Annotated in this window: 15 protein-coding genes and 1 pseudogene; 10 read left to right on the forward strand and 6 right to left on the reverse strand. The window is 57.8% G+C overall.

The window, feature by feature from the left end; genetic code table 11:
- The first annotated feature begins 50 nt into the window (after positions 1-50).
- The 4 genes and pseudogenes from ABH912_RS02835 to ABH912_RS02850 form a co-directional block, all read left to right on the forward strand.
- The gene (locus ABH912_RS02835; protein WP_429509559.1) at positions 51-1,172 is read left to right on the forward strand and encodes an efflux RND transporter periplasmic adaptor subunit; all 1,122 of its coding nucleotides are present in this window, start codon (positions 51-53) and stop codon (positions 1,170-1,172) included.
- A complete protein-coding gene (locus ABH912_RS02840; RefSeq protein WP_429509560.1) occupies positions 1,169-4,255 on the forward strand; it encodes an efflux RND transporter permease subunit in 3,087 nt (1,028 codons plus the stop codon). The genes ABH912_RS02835 and ABH912_RS02840 overlap by 4 nt, the downstream gene beginning before the upstream one ends.
- 44 nt (positions 4,256-4,299) lie before the next feature.
- Complete coding sequence (locus tag ABH912_RS02845) at positions 4,300-5,079, forward strand: thioesterase family protein (RefSeq protein ID WP_429509561.1); 780 nt, start codon at positions 4,300-4,302, stop codon at positions 5,077-5,079.
- 81 nt (positions 5,080-5,160) lie between these two features.
- A pseudogene (locus ABH912_RS02850) lies at positions 5,161-5,469 on the forward strand (OmpP1/FadL family transporter); the annotation flags it as partial.
- Positions 5,470-5,681: 212 nt separating this feature from the next.
- Here ABH912_RS02850 and ABH912_RS02855 read toward each other — a convergent pair.
- Positions 5,682-6,287, reverse strand: coding sequence for a TetR family transcriptional regulator (locus ABH912_RS02855; protein WP_033060767.1), 606 nt, complete (start codon positions 6,285-6,287; stop codon positions 5,682-5,684).
- Positions 6,288-6,418: 131 nt separating this feature from the next.
- Here ABH912_RS02855 and ABH912_RS02860 point away from each other — a divergent pair, with 131 nt between their 5' ends.
- From ABH912_RS02860 to ABH912_RS02875, 4 genes are all read left to right on the forward strand, one after another.
- Positions 6,419-7,501 carry an alkene reductase gene (locus ABH912_RS02860; protein WP_429509562.1) on the forward strand — a complete coding sequence of 361 codons (1,083 nt, stop codon included), beginning with the start codon at positions 6,419-6,421 and terminating at the stop codon, positions 7,499-7,501.
- 51 nt (positions 7,502-7,552) lie between these two features.
- Positions 7,553-8,341 carry an SDR family NAD(P)-dependent oxidoreductase gene (locus ABH912_RS02865; RefSeq protein ID WP_033060770.1) on the forward strand — a complete coding sequence of 263 codons (789 nt, stop codon included), beginning with the start codon at positions 7,553-7,555 and terminating at the stop codon, positions 8,339-8,341.
- A gap of 38 nt (positions 8,342-8,379) precedes the next feature.
- Positions 8,380-9,240 (forward strand): alpha/beta fold hydrolase, encoded by an 861-nt coding sequence (locus tag ABH912_RS02870; protein ID WP_429509563.1) that lies wholly within the window; start codon positions 8,380-8,382, stop codon positions 9,238-9,240.
- Between the two features lie 127 nt (positions 9,241-9,367).
- The gene (locus tag ABH912_RS02875) at positions 9,368-10,369 is read left to right on the forward strand and encodes an NADP-dependent oxidoreductase (RefSeq protein ID WP_429509564.1); all 1,002 of its coding nucleotides are present in this window, start codon (positions 9,368-9,370) and stop codon (positions 10,367-10,369) included.
- A gap of 324 nt (positions 10,370-10,693) precedes the next feature.
- On the opposite strand, the gene ABH912_RS02880 is transcribed toward ABH912_RS02875, so the two are convergent.
- Positions 10,694-11,827, reverse strand: a complete 1,134-nt coding sequence (locus ABH912_RS02880; RefSeq protein WP_429513014.1) for a lactonase family protein — start codon at positions 11,825-11,827, stop codon at positions 10,694-10,696.
- Positions 11,828-12,067: 240 nt separating this feature from the next.
- Here ABH912_RS02880 and ABH912_RS02885 point away from each other — a divergent pair, with 240 nt between their 5' ends.
- Positions 12,068-13,369 carry an Nramp family divalent metal transporter gene (locus ABH912_RS02885; RefSeq protein ID WP_429509565.1) on the forward strand — a complete coding sequence of 434 codons (1,302 nt, stop codon included), beginning with the start codon at positions 12,068-12,070 and terminating at the stop codon, positions 13,367-13,369.
- Between the two features lie 45 nt (positions 13,370-13,414).
- Here ABH912_RS02885 and ABH912_RS02890 read toward each other — a convergent pair whose 3' ends face one another.
- The 4 genes from ABH912_RS02890 to ABH912_RS02905 all read right to left on the reverse strand — a co-directional run bounded on the left by ABH912_RS02890 (position 13,415) and on the right by ABH912_RS02905 (position 17,351).
- Positions 13,415-14,371, reverse strand: a complete 957-nt coding sequence (locus ABH912_RS02890; RefSeq protein WP_429509566.1) for a 2-hydroxyacid dehydrogenase — start codon at positions 14,369-14,371, stop codon at positions 13,415-13,417.
- A 33-nt stretch (positions 14,372-14,404) separates the two neighbouring features.
- Entirely contained in the window at positions 14,405-15,169 is a 765-nt protein-coding gene (locus ABH912_RS02895) for an SDR family oxidoreductase (protein WP_429509567.1), read from the reverse strand.
- A gap of 41 nt (positions 15,170-15,210) precedes the next feature.
- Positions 15,211-15,903, reverse strand: coding sequence for a fumarylacetoacetate hydrolase family protein (locus ABH912_RS02900; RefSeq protein ID WP_429509568.1), 693 nt, complete (start codon positions 15,901-15,903; stop codon positions 15,211-15,213).
- Positions 15,904-16,001: 98 nt separating this feature from the next.
- Positions 16,002-17,351 carry an MFS transporter gene (locus tag ABH912_RS02905; protein ID WP_429509569.1) on the reverse strand — a complete coding sequence of 450 codons (1,350 nt, stop codon included), beginning with the start codon at positions 17,349-17,351 and terminating at the stop codon, positions 16,002-16,004.
- A 585-nt stretch (positions 17,352-17,936) separates the two neighbouring features.
- Here ABH912_RS02905 and ABH912_RS02910 point away from each other — a divergent pair.
- Positions 17,937-18,869 carry a helix-turn-helix transcriptional regulator gene (locus ABH912_RS02910; protein WP_033060783.1) on the forward strand — a complete coding sequence of 311 codons (933 nt, stop codon included), beginning with the start codon at positions 17,937-17,939 and terminating at the stop codon, positions 18,867-18,869.
- The last annotated feature ends 2 nt before the right edge of the window (positions 18,870-18,871 follow it).

Consider the following 18,871-nt stretch of genomic DNA (forward strand, 5'->3'; position numbering starts at 1 on the left):
ATAATTGGTCACTTGAATAAGCATGGTGCATCCGCTTCCAAGAGGTCTCTATGATCCAGCGCCGCCACATGCCATTCATTTTCATTGGCTTATTGCCGTTTGCCTTAGCCGCATGCAACGAGGCCATACCTTCAGATCCTCGCCTCCAAACGCCCTTGGTGCGCATCGCGGTGGTTCAACCTTCCGTGCCTGCAGATCGCGTATTCACCGGTATCGTCGCAGCTCGAGTTCAGAGCGATCTCGGATTTCGAGTTCCTGGGAAAGTGCTGGAACGTTTGGTGGACGCTGGGCAGAGCGTCAAGCGCGGGCAGCCACTCATGCGAATCGATGCTAATGATTTGGCGCTGACCGCGCGGGCGCAGCAGGAAGCGGTGCTGGCCGCCATGGCCCGATCCCGGCAGGCCTCCGATGACGAGCTTCGCTACCGTGATTTGGTGTCTGTTGGTGCTGTTTCTGCTTCTGCTTACGCAGGGTTCAAAGCGGCTGCCGAGTCGGCGAAAGCGCAGCTTAACGCGGCCAAAGCCCAGGCTGATGTGGCGAGAAACTCTACCGGCTATTCGACCTTGCTGGCTGATGCTGACGGGGTTGTTGTGGACACCTTGGCAGAGCCGGGGCAGGTGATAGGCGCAGGTCAGGTAGTGGTCCGTGTTGCCCATTCCGGGCAGCGCGAGGCGGTGATCCAGTTGCCTGAAACGCTACGTCCTGCATTAGGGTCGTCGGCGACGGTTGAACTTTATGGGCAAAACCAACGTGCAGGCACCGCGCGTTTACGCCAGTTGTCCGATTCGGCTGACCGGCAAACCCGTACATTTGAGGCGCGCTATGTGTTGGAGGGCGCGCTTGCTGATGCCATCCTGGGTTCGACCATCTCAGTTGCTATAGACGGTACGCCAGTCGCCAATTCCAATGAATTACAAGTGCCTATCGCTGCCCTCTACGACGCGGGTAAAGGTCCTGGTGTCTGGGCCGTTGGGGGCGAGCCTGAGCAGGTGACGTGGCGCCCTGTCACGGTGCTCAGCCTAAGCAATGCAGAAACTGCTCGAGTTACGGGCAACCTCCAGATCGACGATCGTATCGTTGCGCTGGGGGCGCATCTGTTAAGTGAAGGGGAACGGGTCAGGTCTCAAATGGCAGTCAGCGCCCAAGCACCGGTGGCCGAGGTGCGCCGATGATCGGGTTCAATTTGTCCGCACTGGCGGTGCGTGAGCGTTCGATCACGCTGTTTTTGATCCTGCTGATTTCCGTAGGTGGGCTGTATGCCTTCTTCAAACTGGGGCGCGCGGAAGACCCAGCCTTCACCATCAAACAAATGACGGTGGTTACTGCCTGGCCTGGGGCGACTGCTCAGGAGATGCAGGACCAGGTGGTTGAAAAGCTGGAAAAGCGCATGCAGGAACTGCGTTGGTACGACCGGACCGAGACCTTTACCCGACCAGGCTTGGCTTTCACCACAGTTTATCTGCTCGACGGCACGCCGCCCTCCGCCGTCCCGGAGGAGTTTTACCAGGCACGCAAGAAAATCCTTGATGAGGAGAAGGGGTTGCCGTCCGGGGTGATCGGCCCGATGGTCAATGATGAGTATGCCGATGTCACTTTCGCTTTATATGCGCTAAAGGCCAAGGGCGAACCGCAACGCTTGCTGGTGCGCGAGGCCGAGGTCTTGCGCCAGCGTCTGCTGCATGTGGCGGGAGTGAAGAAGGTCAATATCATCGGTGAGCAGTCCGAGCGCATTTTTGTCGAATTTTCATACGAGCGTCTGGCGACACTGGGTGTTTCCGCACGAGATATCTTCAGTGCGATGAACGCGCAGAACATGATGACTCCGGCCGGTTCGGTTGAGGCGAAGGGCCCACAGGTTTTCATCCGACTGGATGGTGCGTTTGATGACTTGCAGAAGATTCGAGATACGCCGCTGGTAGTGCAGGGCAGAACCCTCAAATTATCCGATGTGGCTGAGGTCAAGCGTGGTTATGAGGATCCTTCTACGTTCTCGGTGCGCAACAACGGAGAGCCGGCATTGTTGCTCGGCGTAGTGATGCGCGATGGCTGGAACGGCCTTGATTTAGGTAAGGCGCTCGACGACGAGACAACGTCGATCAATGAGCAAATGCCTTTAGGCATGACGCTGACCAAGGTCACCGATCAGGCGGTGAATATTGGCGGGTCCGTCAACGAGTTCATGGTCAAGTTTTTCGCGGCGCTGGGGGTGGTGTTGCTGGTGTGCTTCCTCAGCATGGGCTGGCGAGTCGGTATCGTCGTCGCTGCGGCGGTGCCGTTGACTCTGGCTGCGGTGTTCATTGTCATGGCCGCCACAGGTAAAGACTTTGACCGGATAACGCTGGGATCGTTGATTCTGGCGCTGGGGCTGCTTGTGGACGATGCAATCATTGCCATTGAAATGATGGTGGTGAAGATGGAGGAGGGCTACGACCGAATCAAAGCCTCCGCCTATGCCTGGAGCCATACTGCTGCCCCCATGTTGTCCGGCACGCTGGTCACTGCCATTGGCTTTATGCCCAACGGTTTTGCCAAATCTACGGCCGGTGAATACACCGCCAATATGTTCTGGATCGTCGGCATTGCGCTCATTACCTCTTGGGTGGTGGCAGTGGTGTTCACACCTTACCTGGGCGTCAAACTGCTGCCGCAGATCAAGGTGCCCGAGGGGGGGCATGCAGCGATTTACGGTACACCGAATTACCTGCGTTTCAGGCGTCTGTTGGGGGCGGTTATTCGCCGTAAAGGCCTCGTAGCGATATCCGTCGTGGCCTTGTTCATTGTGGCGATTCTTGGCATGGGCGTGGTGAAGAAACAGTTCTTCCCTACATCAGACCGGCCCGAGGTGCTGGTTGAGGTGCAGATGCCGTACGGGACGTCGATCGAGCAAACCGATTCGGCGTCGGCCAAAGTCGAGGCGTGGTTGGCAAAACAACCGGAGGCTCGGATAGTTACCGCCTACATTGGTCAGGGCGCGCCACGCTTCTATCTGGCGATGGCACCTGAGTTGCCCGATCCTTCGTTTGCAAAAATCGTCGTGCTGACGGCGAGCCAGGAAGAGCGCGAGGCGCTCAAAATCCGGCTCCGGCAAGCCGTGGCTGATGGCTTGGCGCCTGAAGCACGGGTGCGTGTAACACAGTTGGTGTTCGGTCCTTATTCGCCGTACCCGGTGGCCTTTCGGGTTATGGGCGCGGACCGGACAGTGTTGCGCGATATCGCCGCACAGGTGCGCGAGGTCATGGCTGCCAGTCCCATGATGAGAACCGTCAACACCGACATGGGCGAGCGCGCTCCGGCACTCCATCTCACACTGGATCAGGACCGTTTGCAGGCCTTTGGCTTGACCTCCACTGATGTTGCTCAGCAGCTGCAGTTCCTGTTGACCGGAGCGCCTGTCACCCAAGTGCGTGAAGACATCCGTTCGGTCCAGGTGGTCGCTCGCTCTGCGGGAAATACACGTCTGGATCCTTCAAAAATTGACGCCTTCACGCTGACTGGTGCTCAGGGTCAACGGGTGTCGCTGTCTCAGGTCGGGACGGTGGATGCGCGCATGGAGGAGCCCATTCTGCGGCGCCGTGACCGTACACCGACCATCACCGTACGCGGTGATGTGGCTGAAGGTCTGCAGCCACCAGATGTCTCCAGCGCCGTGATGAAGCAACTGCAACCGGTCATTGAACAGTTGCCTGTGGGCTACCGGATTGAGTTGGCAGGCGCGATCGAGGAGTCGGGTAAAGCAAACAAGGCTTTGCTGCCGTTGTTCCCGATCATGATCGCGCTGATGTTGCTGACCATCATTATTCAGGTGCGCTCGATGTCGGCGATGATGATGGTGTTCGCCACCGCGCCTCTGGGACTGATTGGTGTGGTGCCGATTCTTCTGCTGTTCCAACAGCCGTTCGGGATCAACGCCTTGGTGGGACTGATTGCGTTGTCAGGGATTCTGATGCGCAACGCGCTGATCCTTATCGGTCAGATTCATTCCAATAAGAAAGCCGGCCTGACGCCTTATGACGCATTGGTCGAAGCCACTGTGCAGCGGGCGCGGCCGGTGATCCTCACGGCGATGGCAGCGATGCTGGCTTTCATTCCGCTGACCCATTCGGTGTTCTGGGGCACGCTGGCGTACACGCTGATTGGCGGTACGTTTGCTGGCACAGTGCTGACATTGGTGTTCCTGCCAGCGATGTACTCCCTCTGGTTCAGGATCAGACTTGAGTCTGCAAGTGATGTGGATGCGCGTACTCAATCTGCATGAGCAATGCGAGCCAGGACCGTTTCGAGACGCAGAGGAGAACTGAGATGACTTCGTTGGCCCGGCTGGTGGAACAATTTGATCCTGGTGAGCCATTTGAGACTCCTGCTTATTGGTTGCAGGGTGGAACGGTATTTAACGGGCTATCTGCGGCGCTATCGCTGCAAGCAATCTTGCACCGAAGTGCAGGGGGGCTGCCGCCCCTCAAGTCCGCTCAGGTTACTTTTATAAGCCCTGTGACACAGGCGCAGACGTTCAACAGCCGCGTGTTCCGACATCGCCGATCGGAGGTTTCGGTAACAGTGGATTGCATGTCTGGCGATGATTTGGCACTGCGCACCACCATGCTGTTCGCCGAGCCGCGTGTCAGGCAAGCGACTCTTGAGCCATTGGAGTGTCGGTCATACAAAGTACCTTCGCATTGCCAAGTGCAGGAGGTGGATAGGCAGGTTGTAACCGCTTGCGGATGCCACTTCGAAATGCGTCCAGCGGGAGGGTCGCTGCCAGTGTCAGGTGCTGAAAATTCAGAACTCCTGATGTGGGTGCGTCATCAGGACGCGCAGGGTGTTGACCCCGCTGTCGCATTGATCGCGCTGGTAGACAGTTTACTGCTGGCTGACACGAATGCCTTTATCGACCCCGCTGGCATTACCTCAGCGTCTTGGACCATTGACTTGCTGCAGCCTGCTGCTGGCGGCCAATGGTTTCTGATCAACGCATTCAATCAACAGGCCCGCGACGGCTACTCCATGCAAGATATGGAGATCTGGAATGAGAGCGGTCAACGGGTGCTTTGGGCGCGTCAGATTGTGGCAATGCTTACTTAGTATCGAGAGAGTCGAGTTGTCGGGGGCTGTTGTTTCTCGGTCCTACGTTCATTGATCACTGTAGAGTTCCAGTAATAAAAAATAGTCCTCAAGACCCCGCTCGGCCTCGCTGTCGCGCTGGCATCTTCGCAGTTGTTCGCCAGTGGCTTCGCGTTCAACGAGCAGAGTGTCAGCGGGATGGGAACCAGGTTCGCAGGTCGATCTTCTTCTGCAGATGATGCAAGTACAGTTTTTGGTAATCCGGCCGGCATGTCTCGATTGAAGCGTGAACAGGTCAGTGTGGGCGCTGCGACTCTTGTCACAAAAACAGACATTCGTCGAACCCGGAGTACCTTCGGCGGCCAGCAAGACGGCGATAGGGTTCCTGTTACCACCGTGCCCATGGGTTACTGCGCTCAGACCGCTGCCACGTCTCACCATTCCACCTGTACCTGACGTTGCGGCATGGGAAGCTTTCGAGCGCTGACGCGGCTTCTTGGCACAAGGATTCAGCAACTCCCAACCGGCTGCACGCTACCGCTTTTGAAGACAGTGGTGACGTCTGACGAAGGTGCGTTGGCATTGCTTTGCCAATGGTGCGCGTTGAGACTCAAATCGTTTTGTTAACGTGCATTGAGTTCGGGCAAGGGCGCATCCGCCTCAGTGCTAGATGGCATCAACGACGCGAGGATGGCGTCGCGGCACGCCGAGAGAATCTCATCGGCAAGCAGCGAGTCGTCAGGGCAGGCGCGCGACAGAGCGATTGCGCCGACTGCGTGAGCCATTAAAGCGAGGCGCTTGGCACGTGTCTGAGCTGAATCCGCACTGTCCGGTTCGTCTTGTAACACCGCGAGTTGGGCCTCGATGCCGGCAGCAAACGTGGCTCGGACTTCTTCCTCTTTACGGGCCGCATCCCCGCACAACGCGGCCATCGTGCAGCCCGCGGCGCGATTGTCGCGATGCTCGCGAGAGAGGTAAACCTTAACGAATTCAGACGCTGAAGCACCCACTGTCAGCGCAGCGGATTGCATCATGCCGCAGTTTGCCGATTCCGCCATCAGGTCGGCTTTGGAGCGGAAGTGCTTGTAGAAGCCCCCCTGAGTGAAGCCAGCCGCCGCCATCAGATCGGCAATACCCACCCCGTCATAGCCACGCTCGCGAAAAAGCGCTGACGCGGTTTCAACAATATGCGCCCGATTGGCCCGCGCCTGTTCTTTAGTGACTTTCATCGCTCATCCAACAACGTTTATCCAGCTGTGATCGCGCCACTATACATTGATGTTGATCGACATCAAACCCTTGACATTTTAGAGTTCGATCGTAATTATTGCGGGCATCCCAACACCAGAAGCTAATCAAAATGTCCGAGAAAACGCTTTTCGAACCCTACGTCCTTGGCGACCTGACACTCGCTAATCGCGTGGTGATGGCGCCGTTGACCCGCAACCGTGCAGGCGCCGGACTGGTCCCCAGTGAACTGACCGCGACCTACTATGCCCAACGTGCTTCGGCCGGATTCATCATCACCGAGGCTACCCAAGTTTCAGCCAACGCTCAGGGCTATCAGGACACACCCGGTCTTTACACGCCCGAGCAAATGGCTGGCTGGCGCAAGGTCACGGATGCCGTGCATGCCAAGGGTGGACGCATCTTTGTACAGCTCTGGCATGTCGGCCGCGTTTCTCACGTTGACGTGCAACCGGGCGGCGCAGCACCGGTCGCGCCCTCGGCAATCCGGGCGCAGACGAAGACCTTCGTCAATAACGGATTTATCGACGTTTCCGAGCCACGCGCCTTGGCGCTGGGCGAACTGCCAGGCATCGTGAACGACTTTCGCCAAGCGGCGGCCAATGCCATTGCCTCAGGCTTCGACGGTGTGGAGATTCACGGGGCGAACGGCTATCTGCTGGAGCAGTTCATCAAGGATGGCGCCAACCAGCGCACGGATGCCTACGGCGGCTCGATAGAGAACCGCGCACGCCTGCTAATTGACGTTGTCAGCGCCGTGGTGAAAGAGATCGGTGCCAGTCGCACCGGAGTGCGTATCTCACCGGTCTCACCTGCCAACGGAATTTCCTGCAGCGATCCGCAACCGCAATACGACTACATTGCCGAGCAACTCGATGTTCTGAACATAGCCTTTCTGCATGTAGTGGAAGGTGCGACCGGCGGCCCGCGCGATGTGGCCGAGTTCGACTACGACGCACTACGCCAGCGGTTCAAGCAGGCCTACCTGGCCAACAACGGCTACAACCTGGAACTTGCCACGACCCGTCTCAACGCTGGCAAGGCAGACCTCTTCGCCTTCGGCCGCCCGTTCATCAGTAACCCCGATCTGGTTGAGCGCTTGAAAACCGGGGCGCCGCTGGCGCAGCCCAACCCGGCCACGCTCTATGGTGGCGGCGCTGTCGGCTATACCGACTACCCGACAATCTCCGGCTGAAGCGCTTATCTGCTTAGTTCACGTCAGAACAATTTGCGAAGGAATTACCTCATGACAAAGCTTGCGACCGTACTCATCACCGGCGCTTCCTCAGGTATAGGCGCCGTCTACGCTGAACGCTTCGCCCGCCGTGGCCATGACCTCGTGCTGGTCGCACGAGACATGGCACGCCTTCATGTCCTGGCCGGACGCCTGCGAGAAGACAGCGGTGTTGCTGTTGAAGTGCTGCAGGCCGACTTGACCAAGCCCGCTGATCTTGCCGCGCTCGAAACGCGTCTGCGCGACGACGCTCGCATTGGCATCTTGATAAACAATGCCGGGATGGCTCAGTCCGGCGGTTTCGCCCAGCAGAGCGCTGAGTCCATTGAACGGCTTATCACGCTCAACATCACGGCCTTGACCCGCCTTGCGGCAGCGGTCGCTCCACGCTTTGCGCAATCTGGTACAGGTTCAATTGTCAATCTTGGATCAGTGGTGGGTTTCGCGCCCGAATTCGGCATGACGATCTATGGCGCCACCAAGGCCTTCGTGCTGTTCCTGTCCCAAGGACTGAATCTGGAATTGTCGCCCAAAGGCGTATACGTCCAGGCAGTTCTGCCGGCGGCAACCCGCACTGAAATCTGGGAGCGCGCAGGGATCGACCTCAACACGATCTCCGAGGTGATGGAGGTTGAAGAATTGGTAGACGCCGCATTGGTGGGGTTCGACCGCCGCGAACTCGTCACAATCCCGCCGCTGCACGCGGCTAGCCGTTGGGATGCGCTGGACCAGGCGCGCCAAGGCTTGCTGTCCGACATTCGACAAGCCCATGCCGCCGAGCGTTATCGACCGCAAGCATGACCCTCATCACGTGCTTGCCCGAATCCGAGGAGTTACTGATGAGCAGTTCGACGCCGTTTACCCAATTGACAACCTCTTATGTCCAGGCACCCAACAACCTGATCATCGTGGGGGAGACTGCTTTCGCGTACCGCGAGTTGGGTTTGAACACCGGCATCCCTGTTTTTCTACTCAATCATTGGGGTGCCGTACTGGATAACGTCGATCCGCGCATTGCCGATGGTCTTGCCCGTAAACACCGAGTCATCGCTATTGATTATCGAGGAATCGGGTTATCGGGCGGCATTGCACCGGTGACCGTAGATGAGATGGCCCGCGACACTCTCGCGCTGATTCGCACGATGGGTTTTGATCAGGTCGACTTACTGGGCTTTTCGCTGGGCGGTTTCGTGGCGCAGGACCTGGCTCTGAAGGCGCCAGGTCTGGTGCGCAAGCTCATTCTCGCTGGCACGGGCCCTGCGGGAGGACAAGGAATTGACCGCGTCGGTGCGTTGTCCTGGCCACTGATGCTCAAGGGTTTGTTGACGCTGCGCGATCCCAAGACTTATCTGTTCTTTACCTCCACGAAGAGTGGCCGGCAAGCAGCCAGTGCCTTCCTGAAAAGGCTGAAGGAGCGCGAATCGGACCGCGACAAAGGGCCGACTCCTCGCGCGCTATTTCGCCAACTCAACGCTATCAAGGCCTGGGGCAGGCAGGCGGCGCAAGACCTTGGCCGCTTACGCATGCCTGTCCTGGTCGTCAACGGAGACAGCGACATCATGGTGCCGACTGAACTGAGTTACGACATAGCCCGCCGCATACCCCACGCGCAACTCGTGATCTACCCGGACGCAGGGCACGGCGGCGTTTTCCAGCACCACGCAGAGTTCGTGCCCAAGGTTCTGGAATTTCTTGCGTAAAGATTCGTTTGGGTTCCATTGAAAAAACCACTTTTCCGTAGCCCCCGTAGAGCAGGGGCCTGGAGCGGATCTTGTCGAAGCCCAAGCCTTCCCCACATACCACAGGACCCTTCGGAATCAGAGCACTATGAAAGCGCTTACTTTCAAACGCTATGGCAAATCGCCTGAAATCGGATTTGCTCAAGTTCCTTGCCCAGAGTTGAAGCCCAACGAAATTCTGGTCGAGGTGCATGCCGCTGGAATAAACCCCATCGACAACATGATCACCACAGGAGTATTCAAGCCTATCTTGAGGTTTAAATTGCCAGCCATTATGGGCAGCGATCTGGCTGGCGTCGTTACCGACGTTGGAAGCAGCGTAACCCGCTTCAAGATAGGTGATGCCATCTTTGCCAATGTGTTCGACCTCGGCACAGGGTCAATCGCCGAATTTGCGGTCGTACCTGAGAATGTTGCTGCACCAAAGCCAGCCAACCTGGACTTTGTGCAAGCGGCTTCAATTCCGATGGTAGGGCTCACCTCGTGGCAAGCACTAAAGGAGCGTGCTGATCTTCAACCAGGCCAGAAAGTATTTATCCCTGCGGGATCCGGGGGCATTGGTACCTTTGCGATCCAGTTTGCCAAATACCTGGGGGCCAAGGTGGCAACCAACACCAGTACAGCCAATGTCCAGATGGTGAACAGCCTGGGTGCAGATGAGGTGATCGATTACAAGAAGCAAGCGTTCGAGAAAGTGCTGTGCGGCTACGATTTGGTGCTCGGCACGATCAAAGGGGACGCGATCGAGAAGTCCGTCGACATCCTCAAGCCTGGTGGCAAGATCGTTTCCCTCGTTGGGCCGTTGGATAAAGCGTTCGCTCGCGCTCGCCGGTTGAACGTCTTCCTCGGGTTTGTCTTCGGGCTGATGAGTCGCAAGATCGTGCGGCTGGCGAGAAAAAAAGACGTGGAGTATTCATTTCTCTTCGCTCGCCCCGAGGGTACCCAACTCTACGAAATTGGCAAACTGCTCGAGTCTGAGCGCATTCGGCCGGTGATCGACAAGGTATTTGCGTTCGAGCAAGCGAAGGAGGCGCTCGAATATTTAGCCCAAGGCCGGGCCAAAGGTAAGGTCGTGATCAAGATCAAATAAAAAACGGCAGTCCAGTATGGCTCGTGGTGGTTTTCGGTGTGACGCTTTAGGCGGGATTACCGGATAGGGATCATCCTATTATGAAGAGTGAACTCCGCTGTCGGGCGAAAGCGAACCCACCGGATTGGCTACTCTCGACTGATTACTGCCCGTCGCACCCGGTAAATAACGGATAAAAACCAGCAGTCGAATGTGCCCGGAGAAACCCACGGCGATTCAAGGCAAACACCTTGCGCCGCGTTTTATGGATGACCGCCAAACCATGGAGGTCGGAATGAGCCAACTCCCGACCTCCAGGTGTCGCGTCTTTTTTCCGCCCGAAGACTACTCCACCGACGTTTGCAGTACCTCAATCCATAACGCACCTTTGCCCGACGCCGCTTCACCGACACGTTTCAAGGCGCCGTTTTTGCTGACCGCGTAAGTGCCGATTTTTTCGCTTTTCTCGCCCGTCACGAGCAACCAGCGCCCGTTGGGTGAAAATGCGATATTGCGTGGCTGCTTCTCTTCCACCGGATAGTTCTCGAGAAAACTCAAGCCGCCTGTTGAAGGGTCAACCGCGAATGCCGATACAGAACTGCTGGTGCGCTCGCTCATCAACAGCAACGTGCCATCGGGCGAGATCCGCAGGTCCGCCGCCCATATGCGTGGTGTGGGGTCGTCCTTCAAGTCGTTGTTATGTGCATCACGCACTTCGCCGTGAGCCAGTTTCAAACGCTCGGGAATGCCATTGGCAACGGCAATCTGAGTCAATGCGCCGGTGCTGTCATTGATTGAAAATACTGTGACCGTGCCGCTCATTTCACCGACCACATACAGGTATTTGCCATTCGGGGAAAAGGCCAGGTGTCGAGGCCCGGTATTGTCCGGGACACTGATGTAGCCGCTGCCGATGGGGGTGAGCGCGCCGGTTTTGGCATCAAGGCGATATTGCAGGACCTGGTCCGCGCCAAGATTGCCCGCGTAGGCAAAACGGTTGCTCGGGTCGGTTCGAACCGAATGCGCATGCGGGCCAGTCTTGTAGCTCAGGATGCTGGCAGAAGGCTGATAGGCCTTGTCGATGGCCTGAACGCTGACGGTGTCGGCACCATAGGATGCGCCAAGCAGATAGTGTCCTTTTCTGTCGGTAGACAGGTAAGCCATGCTTTCAGCCAGTGGCGCTTTGGACAGCGGCGTCAAATGTCCGCTCTTGGGATTTATGCGGTAGCCCAGCACCTGAAACGGCTTGACCCGCAAGGCGGCAAACAACACGTTGCCGTCAGGGGTGATGGCCATGGGGTTGACCTGATCACCGGCGTTGACCTGTTCAATCAGGCTCAGCGCGCCGTTGTTCTGATCAAGGCGATACTGGGAAATCAGGCCGTCTCCCGGGCTCGAGATATAGGCAAAGGTGGCGGCATTGGCTTGCAGGCTGAGACCGTAGACAACGGCAGCGGCCAAGAAGAGGGGGTTTCTCACAGGTGATCCCTTATTTTTATGGTTGTGGTCGGTCATCCTATGACTGTAGTTGAATGGCATCAATACCTGTTTTGCTCGGACAGCCGTGATTCTCTGGGAGTTTGCGATTAACGCCATAGGGACAGACCCCAGAGTGGAAACATTTCAACATACTCTTGCCTAAGAATAGTTATACGACGTCTTATCTGTTGTGTTCGACTGCGCTCGTTCTCACAAAAAAAATAAATGGAGATACCCTCTATGACGAGCATTCCTACCGTCGAAGGCCAGGCTGCGGCGCCCGTACAAAATCGATTTTCCCGAATACTCAAGCTGCTGGGCCCCGGAATCATCGCCGTGCTGTCCTGGCTGGGCGCAGGCGACCTGATCACATCGTCCGTGGCCGGTGCCAATTACGGTTACGCAATGATGTGGGTGCTGGCAGTCTCTCTGCTCTTGAGATACCTGATCGTCAACATCATTGCTCGCTTCCAGCTGTGCAATAACCAGGGCATGACCATCCTGCAAGGCTATGCGCAGCTCAATCCCTTTTTCGCCTGGTTCATGCTCGTCTACGCCCTGCTGATGGGGCACCTGATGAACGCCTACATGATCAAGGGGGCGGGTGAGTCGCTGGCGATGCTGTTGAAAATCGACCAGCCGCTGCTGTGTTCACTGGCGGTGGTACTCGCGGTGTGGATGCTGGTGGGTCGTAATATTTATTCGATGATCGAAGGCGTAATGAAGGTGTTGCTGGCGATCATGACCCTGGCCTTTATTGCCTTGGCCGTGATGTCCGGACCCGATGTCGTCGGCATTGTCAAAGGCACCATCGGCTTCAGTATCCCGCCGGATGAAGGCGTGCATGGCGCGCTGCTGGTGGCGGTATCGGTTATCGGCGCGGTGGCAGGCTCCATCGCCAACTTCGTGCATCCGTATGTCATGCGCCAAAAGGGCTGGGTAGGACCGCAGCACAAGCGTGTTCAACGTAACGATTTGCTGTTTGCAGTGTTCGTCGGGATCGTCATCAACCTGGCCATCTGGATCGTCGGCGCGGAAATCCTGCGGCCCAACGGCATTGAAGTGAAGACCTTGGGCGACCTGGGCAAGGCGCTGGAAATTTTCTTCGGCCCGATTGGTTGGTATGTGTTCTTCATCGGCGTGTTCGCGACACTGTTTGCCAGTATTTCAGGCAAGACCACCGCGTTCCCGATGCTGATTACCGATGCCTTCCAACACGTTCGTCCTGAACGTCGCGAAAAGTACGGCAAGGAGTTTCATCATGATCCGATGCACAAATGGTTCATGCTGTTCATCCTCGTGACGCCGTTGGTTTGGTCGCTGCCAGGCATGCCGGATTTCGTGACCCTGACCATTGGTGTCAGCGCGTTGAACATCATTGGCTTGCCGGTCATTTCCCTTGGCCTGCTGATCATGTCCAACCAGAAGTCGCTGCTGGACAAGAAGTATCGCAACAACCTGTTTGAAAACATCGCGCTGCTCTTTGCTACAGGCCTCGCGCTGTGGGTCGCCTTCCAACTGGGCGTCGATCTGTTTACCTGACACCGAGCCGCCGAGGGGACGCAACGTCTCCTCGGCGGCCAATGTTCAGTCAGTCACAGACCCTTGCGGTATTCTCCCGGCGAAACTGTCCACCAGGCTCGCCACCACCATCTCGCCCATCCGCGTGCGAGTCTGCAGCGTCGCACTCGCGCGATGGGGTTGCAGCACCACGTTCTCGTTACCAAACAGTGCTTCGGGCACGTTCGGTTCATCGACAAACACATCCAGCGCCGCGCCTGCGATCTCTCCAGCGGCCAGTGCCGTCACCAGATCGACCTCGTTGACCAGCTTGCCGCGCGCCACGTTGATCAGATACCCGTCCTTGCCCAGCGCCTGCAGCACCTCGGCATTGATGATGGCTTCAGCCTTGTCGGCGGCGGCCGCGAGAATCAGCGCATCACTGTTGCTGGCCAGCTGCTTCAGATCGGCAATGAACGTGTGGTTCACATCGCTCATCGGCTGCAGATCGGTGTAACTGATCGGGCAGCCGAACGCGGCGGCCCGGGTCGCCACTGCACGGCCGACCCGGCCCATGCCGACGATCCCGATGCGCATGCCCGACACCTGACGCGCCAATGGCAACGGGGCCAACGGCGTTGGGCTATGGGGCCATTGCCCCGAACGCACATAACGATCACTGGTGCACAGACCCCGGCACACGGCAATCAACAATCCGATGGCCAGGTCGGCGACGTCTTCGGTCAGCGCGCCGATGGTTGCGGTCACGCGAATTCCGCGATCCCGGGCGTACGCCAGATCCACCGCATCGGTACCCACGCCGTTGACCGCCACCACTTCCAGTTTGGGCAGTTGCGCCATCAGTGCCTGGCTGATCCCGGTATGCCCGCCGGTGATCACCCCGCGAATGTTCGCGCCGTATTCCTGCAAATAAGCCTGCTTGTCGGCCTGCTGGAAGTAACGTCTGACGGTAAACAGCTCATCGAGCCGCGCGTTGATTTCAGGGATCAGGATCGGGCTGAGCTGCAAGACTTCTGGCTTCATGTAGACCTCACGTAACGGAATAAAAAGGCCGGTTTAACCGCGACCGGCAAACGGCATGGCACTGGCCATGACGGTCATGTTCAGGACGTTCGCCTCCAACGGCAGGCCGGCGATGTAACGCACGGCATCGGCCACATGCTTGACGTCCACCATCGGCTCCACGGCGATGGTGCCGTTGGCCTGGCGCACGCCTTTGGTCATGCGCACCGACATTTCGGTCAGGGCGTTGCCGATGTCGATCTGGCTGCAGGCGATGTTGAATTCGCGCCCGTCCAGGGCCAGGGATTTGGTCAGTCCCAGCACCGCGTGTTTGCTGGCGGTGTAGGCGCTGCTGAAGGGGCGTGGGGTATGCGCCGAGATCGAGCCGTTATTGATGATGCGTCCGCCCTGTGGCTGTTGCCGGCGCATCAGTGCGAAGGCACCACGAGCGCAGAGGAAAACGCCGTTGAGGTTGGTGTCGATCACGTTTCGCCACTGCTCGAACGTCAGCTCATCAAGCGGCACGGCAGGGGCGTTGACCCCGGCGTTGTTGAACACCACGTCGAGGCGTCCGTATACCTCGGTGATGGTGGCAAACAGCGCATCGACACTGGTCGGGTCGCGCACATCAGTGGGCACCGCCAGCGCTTCGTGTCCTTCGCTGAGCGCCAATTCCACCAAGGCCTGCAACGGCTCCGGCCGACGTCCGGCCAATACCAGGGTGAATCCGTCGGCCATCAGAGCCAGCGCCACGGCGCGGCCGATTCCGCTACCGGCGCCGGTGACCAAGGCTACTTTTAAAGGAAGAGTGTTAGACATGTTGTTATCTCCTTTTCAATTCACGAGGGTGTATGCCGTGTTCAAGGTCGCTGACCGACGCGCATTTCCAGTTGGCCGATGCCGTCGATCCCCGCGTTAATGATGTCGCCCGGTTGCAGCACATCGACGCCTGCCGGGCTGCCGGTCATGATCAAGTCACCGGCCCGCAGCGCTACCGATTGCGAGATGCGGCTGATGATTTCACTGACTGACCAGATCTGGCTGTCGAGGCTGTCGCGTTGGCGTTCTTCGCCGTTGACGTTCAGCCACAACTCGCCGTCCGGGTGTCCGGCGCGAGTCACTGGCACGATGGCGGTCATCGGCGCGGCGCCGTCGAACACCTTGGCACCTTCCCACGGCAAGCCATTGCTTTTGGCCGCGCGCTGGACATCACGACGGGTCAGGTCAAGACCGACGGCATAGCCCCAGACATAGGCCAGCGCCTGACTCTCCGGAATATTGGCGCCGCCTTCACCGATGGCCACGACCAATTCGATTTCGTGGACAAACTCTTCGGTCAACGGCGGGAAAGTCACTTCACCCGCCGCATCCACCACGTTGCTCGCCGGTTTCATGAAGAACACTGGCGGCTGGCGAGACTGGCCTTGGGTGTCTGGCCAAGGGTAATTGCGGCCGACGCAAAATACCCGGCCAACGGGAAAGCGCTGCTGGCTGCCGGCAACCGGCAAGGTCACGGGTAGATCCGGGGTAAACACATACTCAGTCATCGTCATTTTTGTAGTCGTCCTGTTAGAAGCGTCAGCGTACGGCGGCAATCTTTTGCGAAGTTGGACGAATGCCGCCTCGTGTTGGAGAAAAACGGTTTCTTGGCTCAGCGCACCTTGAGTTCGATGCGATACAAGCGACCGAGCAGCAACGAATAGGACAAGGTGCCCATGAGCGCTACGCCCCCAATGAACCAGAAGGCGTAGGCAAACGAGCCTGTCGCGTGGACGATGCCGCCAATCACAATCGGGGTGACGATCCCGCCGATGTTTGCGGCCAGGCTGGTGACCCCGCCGGTCAGGCCGATCAGTTCCTTGGGCGCGACTTCCGATACGGCCGCCCACGACGACGAAGCGATTCCCTGGGCGAAGAAGGCTATGGTCAGTACGGCGATGCAGATCACGTTCGAGTCGGTGAAATTCACCAGCACAATCGACATGCCCAGCATCGACCCGACCACCAATGGCAACTTGCGAGCGAAGGACATTGAGTAACCACGGCGTATCAGCAAGTCAGAGACGATGCCAGCGAGCAAAATGCCGACCGTTGCGCCCACGAACGGCAGCACCGCGAAGATCCCGGCCTTGATCATGGTCAGCTTGCGTTCTTCGATCAGGTAGGTCGGGAACCAGGTCAGGAAGAAGTACAACGCCGAGGTGCTGGCGAACTTGCCAATGCAAATCGCCCAGATCTGCCGATAGCTGAACAGCTCGGCGATCTGCCGCCAGTTGAACCGGGTGCGCTCCTGACTGCTCTTGACCAGGCCACCCCCGGCTTCGATGTACTTCAGTTCTTCCTGGCTGACGTTCTTGCAGCTCAGCGGATCGCGGTACAGGTACAGCCAGATCACACCGAATACAATCCCGAGAATCCCGGTGCTGTAGAAAACATGGCGCCAGTCATAGGTCGTCGCCAGCCATAACAGCGCGCCGGTAAACAGTGCCGTGCCCAGATATTGGCCGCACACGTAAATGCTGCTGGCCAGGCCTCGTTCGCGGGCCGGGAACCACACCGTGACCGCGCGGCTGTTGGCCGGAAACGCAGGAGCTTCCATGGCACCGACGGCCAGTCGCAGCCCGAACAGCGAAGCGAATCCTGTGGCAAAGCCTTGGCACACGGTGACCGTCGACCAACTGATCAGCGACACCCCGTAAGTGAACCGGGAACCGAAGCGATCGGCAATGAACCCGGCCGGGACCAAGGCAAGTGCGTAGGTCCAGGCAAACGCGGAAAAGATCAGGCCCATTTCGATCTTGTCCAGGCCCAGGTCCTTGGCCATGAACGGTGCGGCAATCGAGATGTTCACGCGGTCGATGTAGTTGATGATGGTCGCAATCAGCAGCAACGACAGCATGAACCAGCGCCGACGCGTCGGCAGTCGCTGTGGCAACAGGGCGTCCCGGGCGCCGGCGCTCACCGACGGCGCGGTGGACGGAGAGGTTTGCGAGTTCGACATGAGTAGACCTTTTTATTGTTAGAAGAATCGAGATGTTCGCGCGCAGCCGAAGCCGATGCCCCGAGTGTCGGGGCAGAGCAATCGCTACTTGAATGAGAGGCGCGGACAGTCGCTGTCAGGCGCTCAGATACGCCTTTGGATCGGCTCGATCGGGGGAGGGTTGGCGAGGGGGAAAAACAGGTTCATCACGTGCGCACCTTTTGATTGTTTTTGGGAGGGGCGGGCTGCATTGGTTGTTACAGTGGTCGTACAACCTCTCAAAATCAACGGAGGCGTTAGATCGTTTTTTCTTCTGGAAAAGGCGATTAATGCAGGTGTCCAAGAAAAACCAATTCAGCTAATTTCCTTCGTTATGCTTTATTTGTTTCGTAAGTAGATGTTTTTAATGGATTAATTATTTTTTGGTGCTCGTTGTTTTTTGGACAGACGACACATCGCACACGGATACAATTAATTCTCTGTATTTCGTTGTCATCCTATGACGTGTTGAAGCCAACGGTGTCTGCCTTCACAATCACCGCGGTCGCCGCTTGCATCCCGGCGCGACGACAACCTGTCCATGTACCAGTCGAGGAATCCCAGGCGATGTCGTCACCCGATCGAGTGCCCACTTACGTCATGCAGCAACGCAGCGAATTGACGGACTTTTACATCCGCGACAAAAAGGGGCGGCGCGCCGAAACCAGCCCGCATCGCCATGAGTATTTCCAGATCCAGGTCAACCTCGGTGGCGATACCGTGCAGCACATCGGCAACGTCGAACGTCCGTTTCCGCGCAATACGCTGGCCTTCATCCTGCCGCATCGCGTGCACGTGATTCCGCATCCGGCCGACAGCAATTTCATGGTGATCAATTTTTCCCAGACCTTCCTGCTGCCGCATTTGCAGTGCGACCCAATGGATCTGGAGGAAGTCTCGATTCTCCTGGCCCCGGAGTTATCGCCGTTCCGTTTTCAGGAGCATCTGGATTTCATTCTGGCCGATGAAGATTTCAGCAAAGTCTGTGCCCTGATCGAACAGATGCGTGTGCTCGATGAAAACCGTCAGTTCGGCACTCGCGAGATGCTCAAGGGGTTGTTGCTGCAACTGGTGGGGAGCGTTTGTGCCTTGTATGCCGAGCCGCTCAAACGGTTGGCCGAAGAGAATGCCGCCGAAGTCAGCCGACGCGATGCGCTGAGCAGGATGTCGGAATACTTGCGCAAGAACATCGCCGACCCCGACCTCAACCTGATCAAGGTGGCTGCTGCGACTTACTTGTCACCGACGTATCTGACGCACTGGTTGCGCAAGGAAATCGGCAAGACCTTCACTGAGCTGGTGCTCGAGCGCAGGATGCACGCGGCACGCAATTATTTGCTCAATGGGACACGACCGGTGGGGGAGGTGGCGCGGTTGTGCGGTTTCGCTGACGAGGCTTATTTCTCCCGGCGCTTTCGCCAGATCCATGGCCAGCCACCTGGGCAATTCAGGCGTCAGCAACTCAATCCTGATACGCCGCAATCGCCGTCCAATGCGTGATT

Source organism: Pseudomonas sp. BT76 TE3572, assembly GCF_050435365.1.
Lineage (GTDB): Bacteria > Pseudomonadota > Gammaproteobacteria > Pseudomonadales > Pseudomonadaceae > Aquipseudomonas > Aquipseudomonas fluorescens_W.

What these genes read in the sequence shown, in the direction of transcription:
- ABH912_RS02835 (WP_429509559.1), top strand. Translation starts at nt 51, where the DNA reads ATGATCCAGCGCCGCCACATGCCATTCATTTTCATTGGCTTATTGCCG.
- ABH912_RS02840 (WP_429509560.1), top strand. Translation starts at nt 1,169, where the DNA reads ATGATCGGGTTCAATTTGTCCGCACTGGCGGTGCGTGAGCGTTCGATC.
- ABH912_RS02845 (WP_429509561.1), top strand. Translation starts at nt 4,300, where the DNA reads ATGACTTCGTTGGCCCGGCTGGTGGAACAATTTGATCCTGGTGAGCCA.
- ABH912_RS02855 (WP_033060767.1), bottom strand. Translation starts at nt 6,287, where the DNA reads ATGAAAGTCACTAAAGAACAGGCGCGGGCCAATCGGGCGCATATTGTT.
- ABH912_RS02860 (WP_429509562.1), top strand. Translation starts at nt 6,419, where the DNA reads ATGTCCGAGAAAACGCTTTTCGAACCCTACGTCCTTGGCGACCTGACA.
- ABH912_RS02865 (WP_033060770.1), top strand. Translation starts at nt 7,553, where the DNA reads ATGACAAAGCTTGCGACCGTACTCATCACCGGCGCTTCCTCAGGTATA.
- ABH912_RS02870 (WP_429509563.1), top strand. Translation starts at nt 8,380, where the DNA reads ATGAGCAGTTCGACGCCGTTTACCCAATTGACAACCTCTTATGTCCAG.
- ABH912_RS02875 (WP_429509564.1), top strand. Translation starts at nt 9,368, where the DNA reads ATGAAAGCGCTTACTTTCAAACGCTATGGCAAATCGCCTGAAATCGGA.
- ABH912_RS02885 (WP_429509565.1), top strand. Translation starts at nt 12,068, where the DNA reads ATGACGAGCATTCCTACCGTCGAAGGCCAGGCTGCGGCGCCCGTACAA.
- ABH912_RS02890 (WP_429509566.1), bottom strand. Translation starts at nt 14,371, where the DNA reads ATGAAGCCAGAAGTCTTGCAGCTCAGCCCGATCCTGATCCCTGAAATC.
- ABH912_RS02895 (WP_429509567.1), bottom strand. Translation starts at nt 15,169, where the DNA reads ATGTCTAACACTCTTCCTTTAAAAGTAGCCTTGGTCACCGGCGCCGGT.
- ABH912_RS02900 (WP_429509568.1), bottom strand. Translation starts at nt 15,903, where the DNA reads ATGACGATGACTGAGTATGTGTTTACCCCGGATCTACCCGTGACCTTG.
- ABH912_RS02905 (WP_429509569.1), bottom strand. Translation starts at nt 17,351, where the DNA reads ATGTCGAACTCGCAAACCTCTCCGTCCACCGCGCCGTCGGTGAGCGCC.
- ABH912_RS02910 (WP_033060783.1), top strand. Translation starts at nt 17,937, where the DNA reads ATGTCGTCACCCGATCGAGTGCCCACTTACGTCATGCAGCAACGCAGC.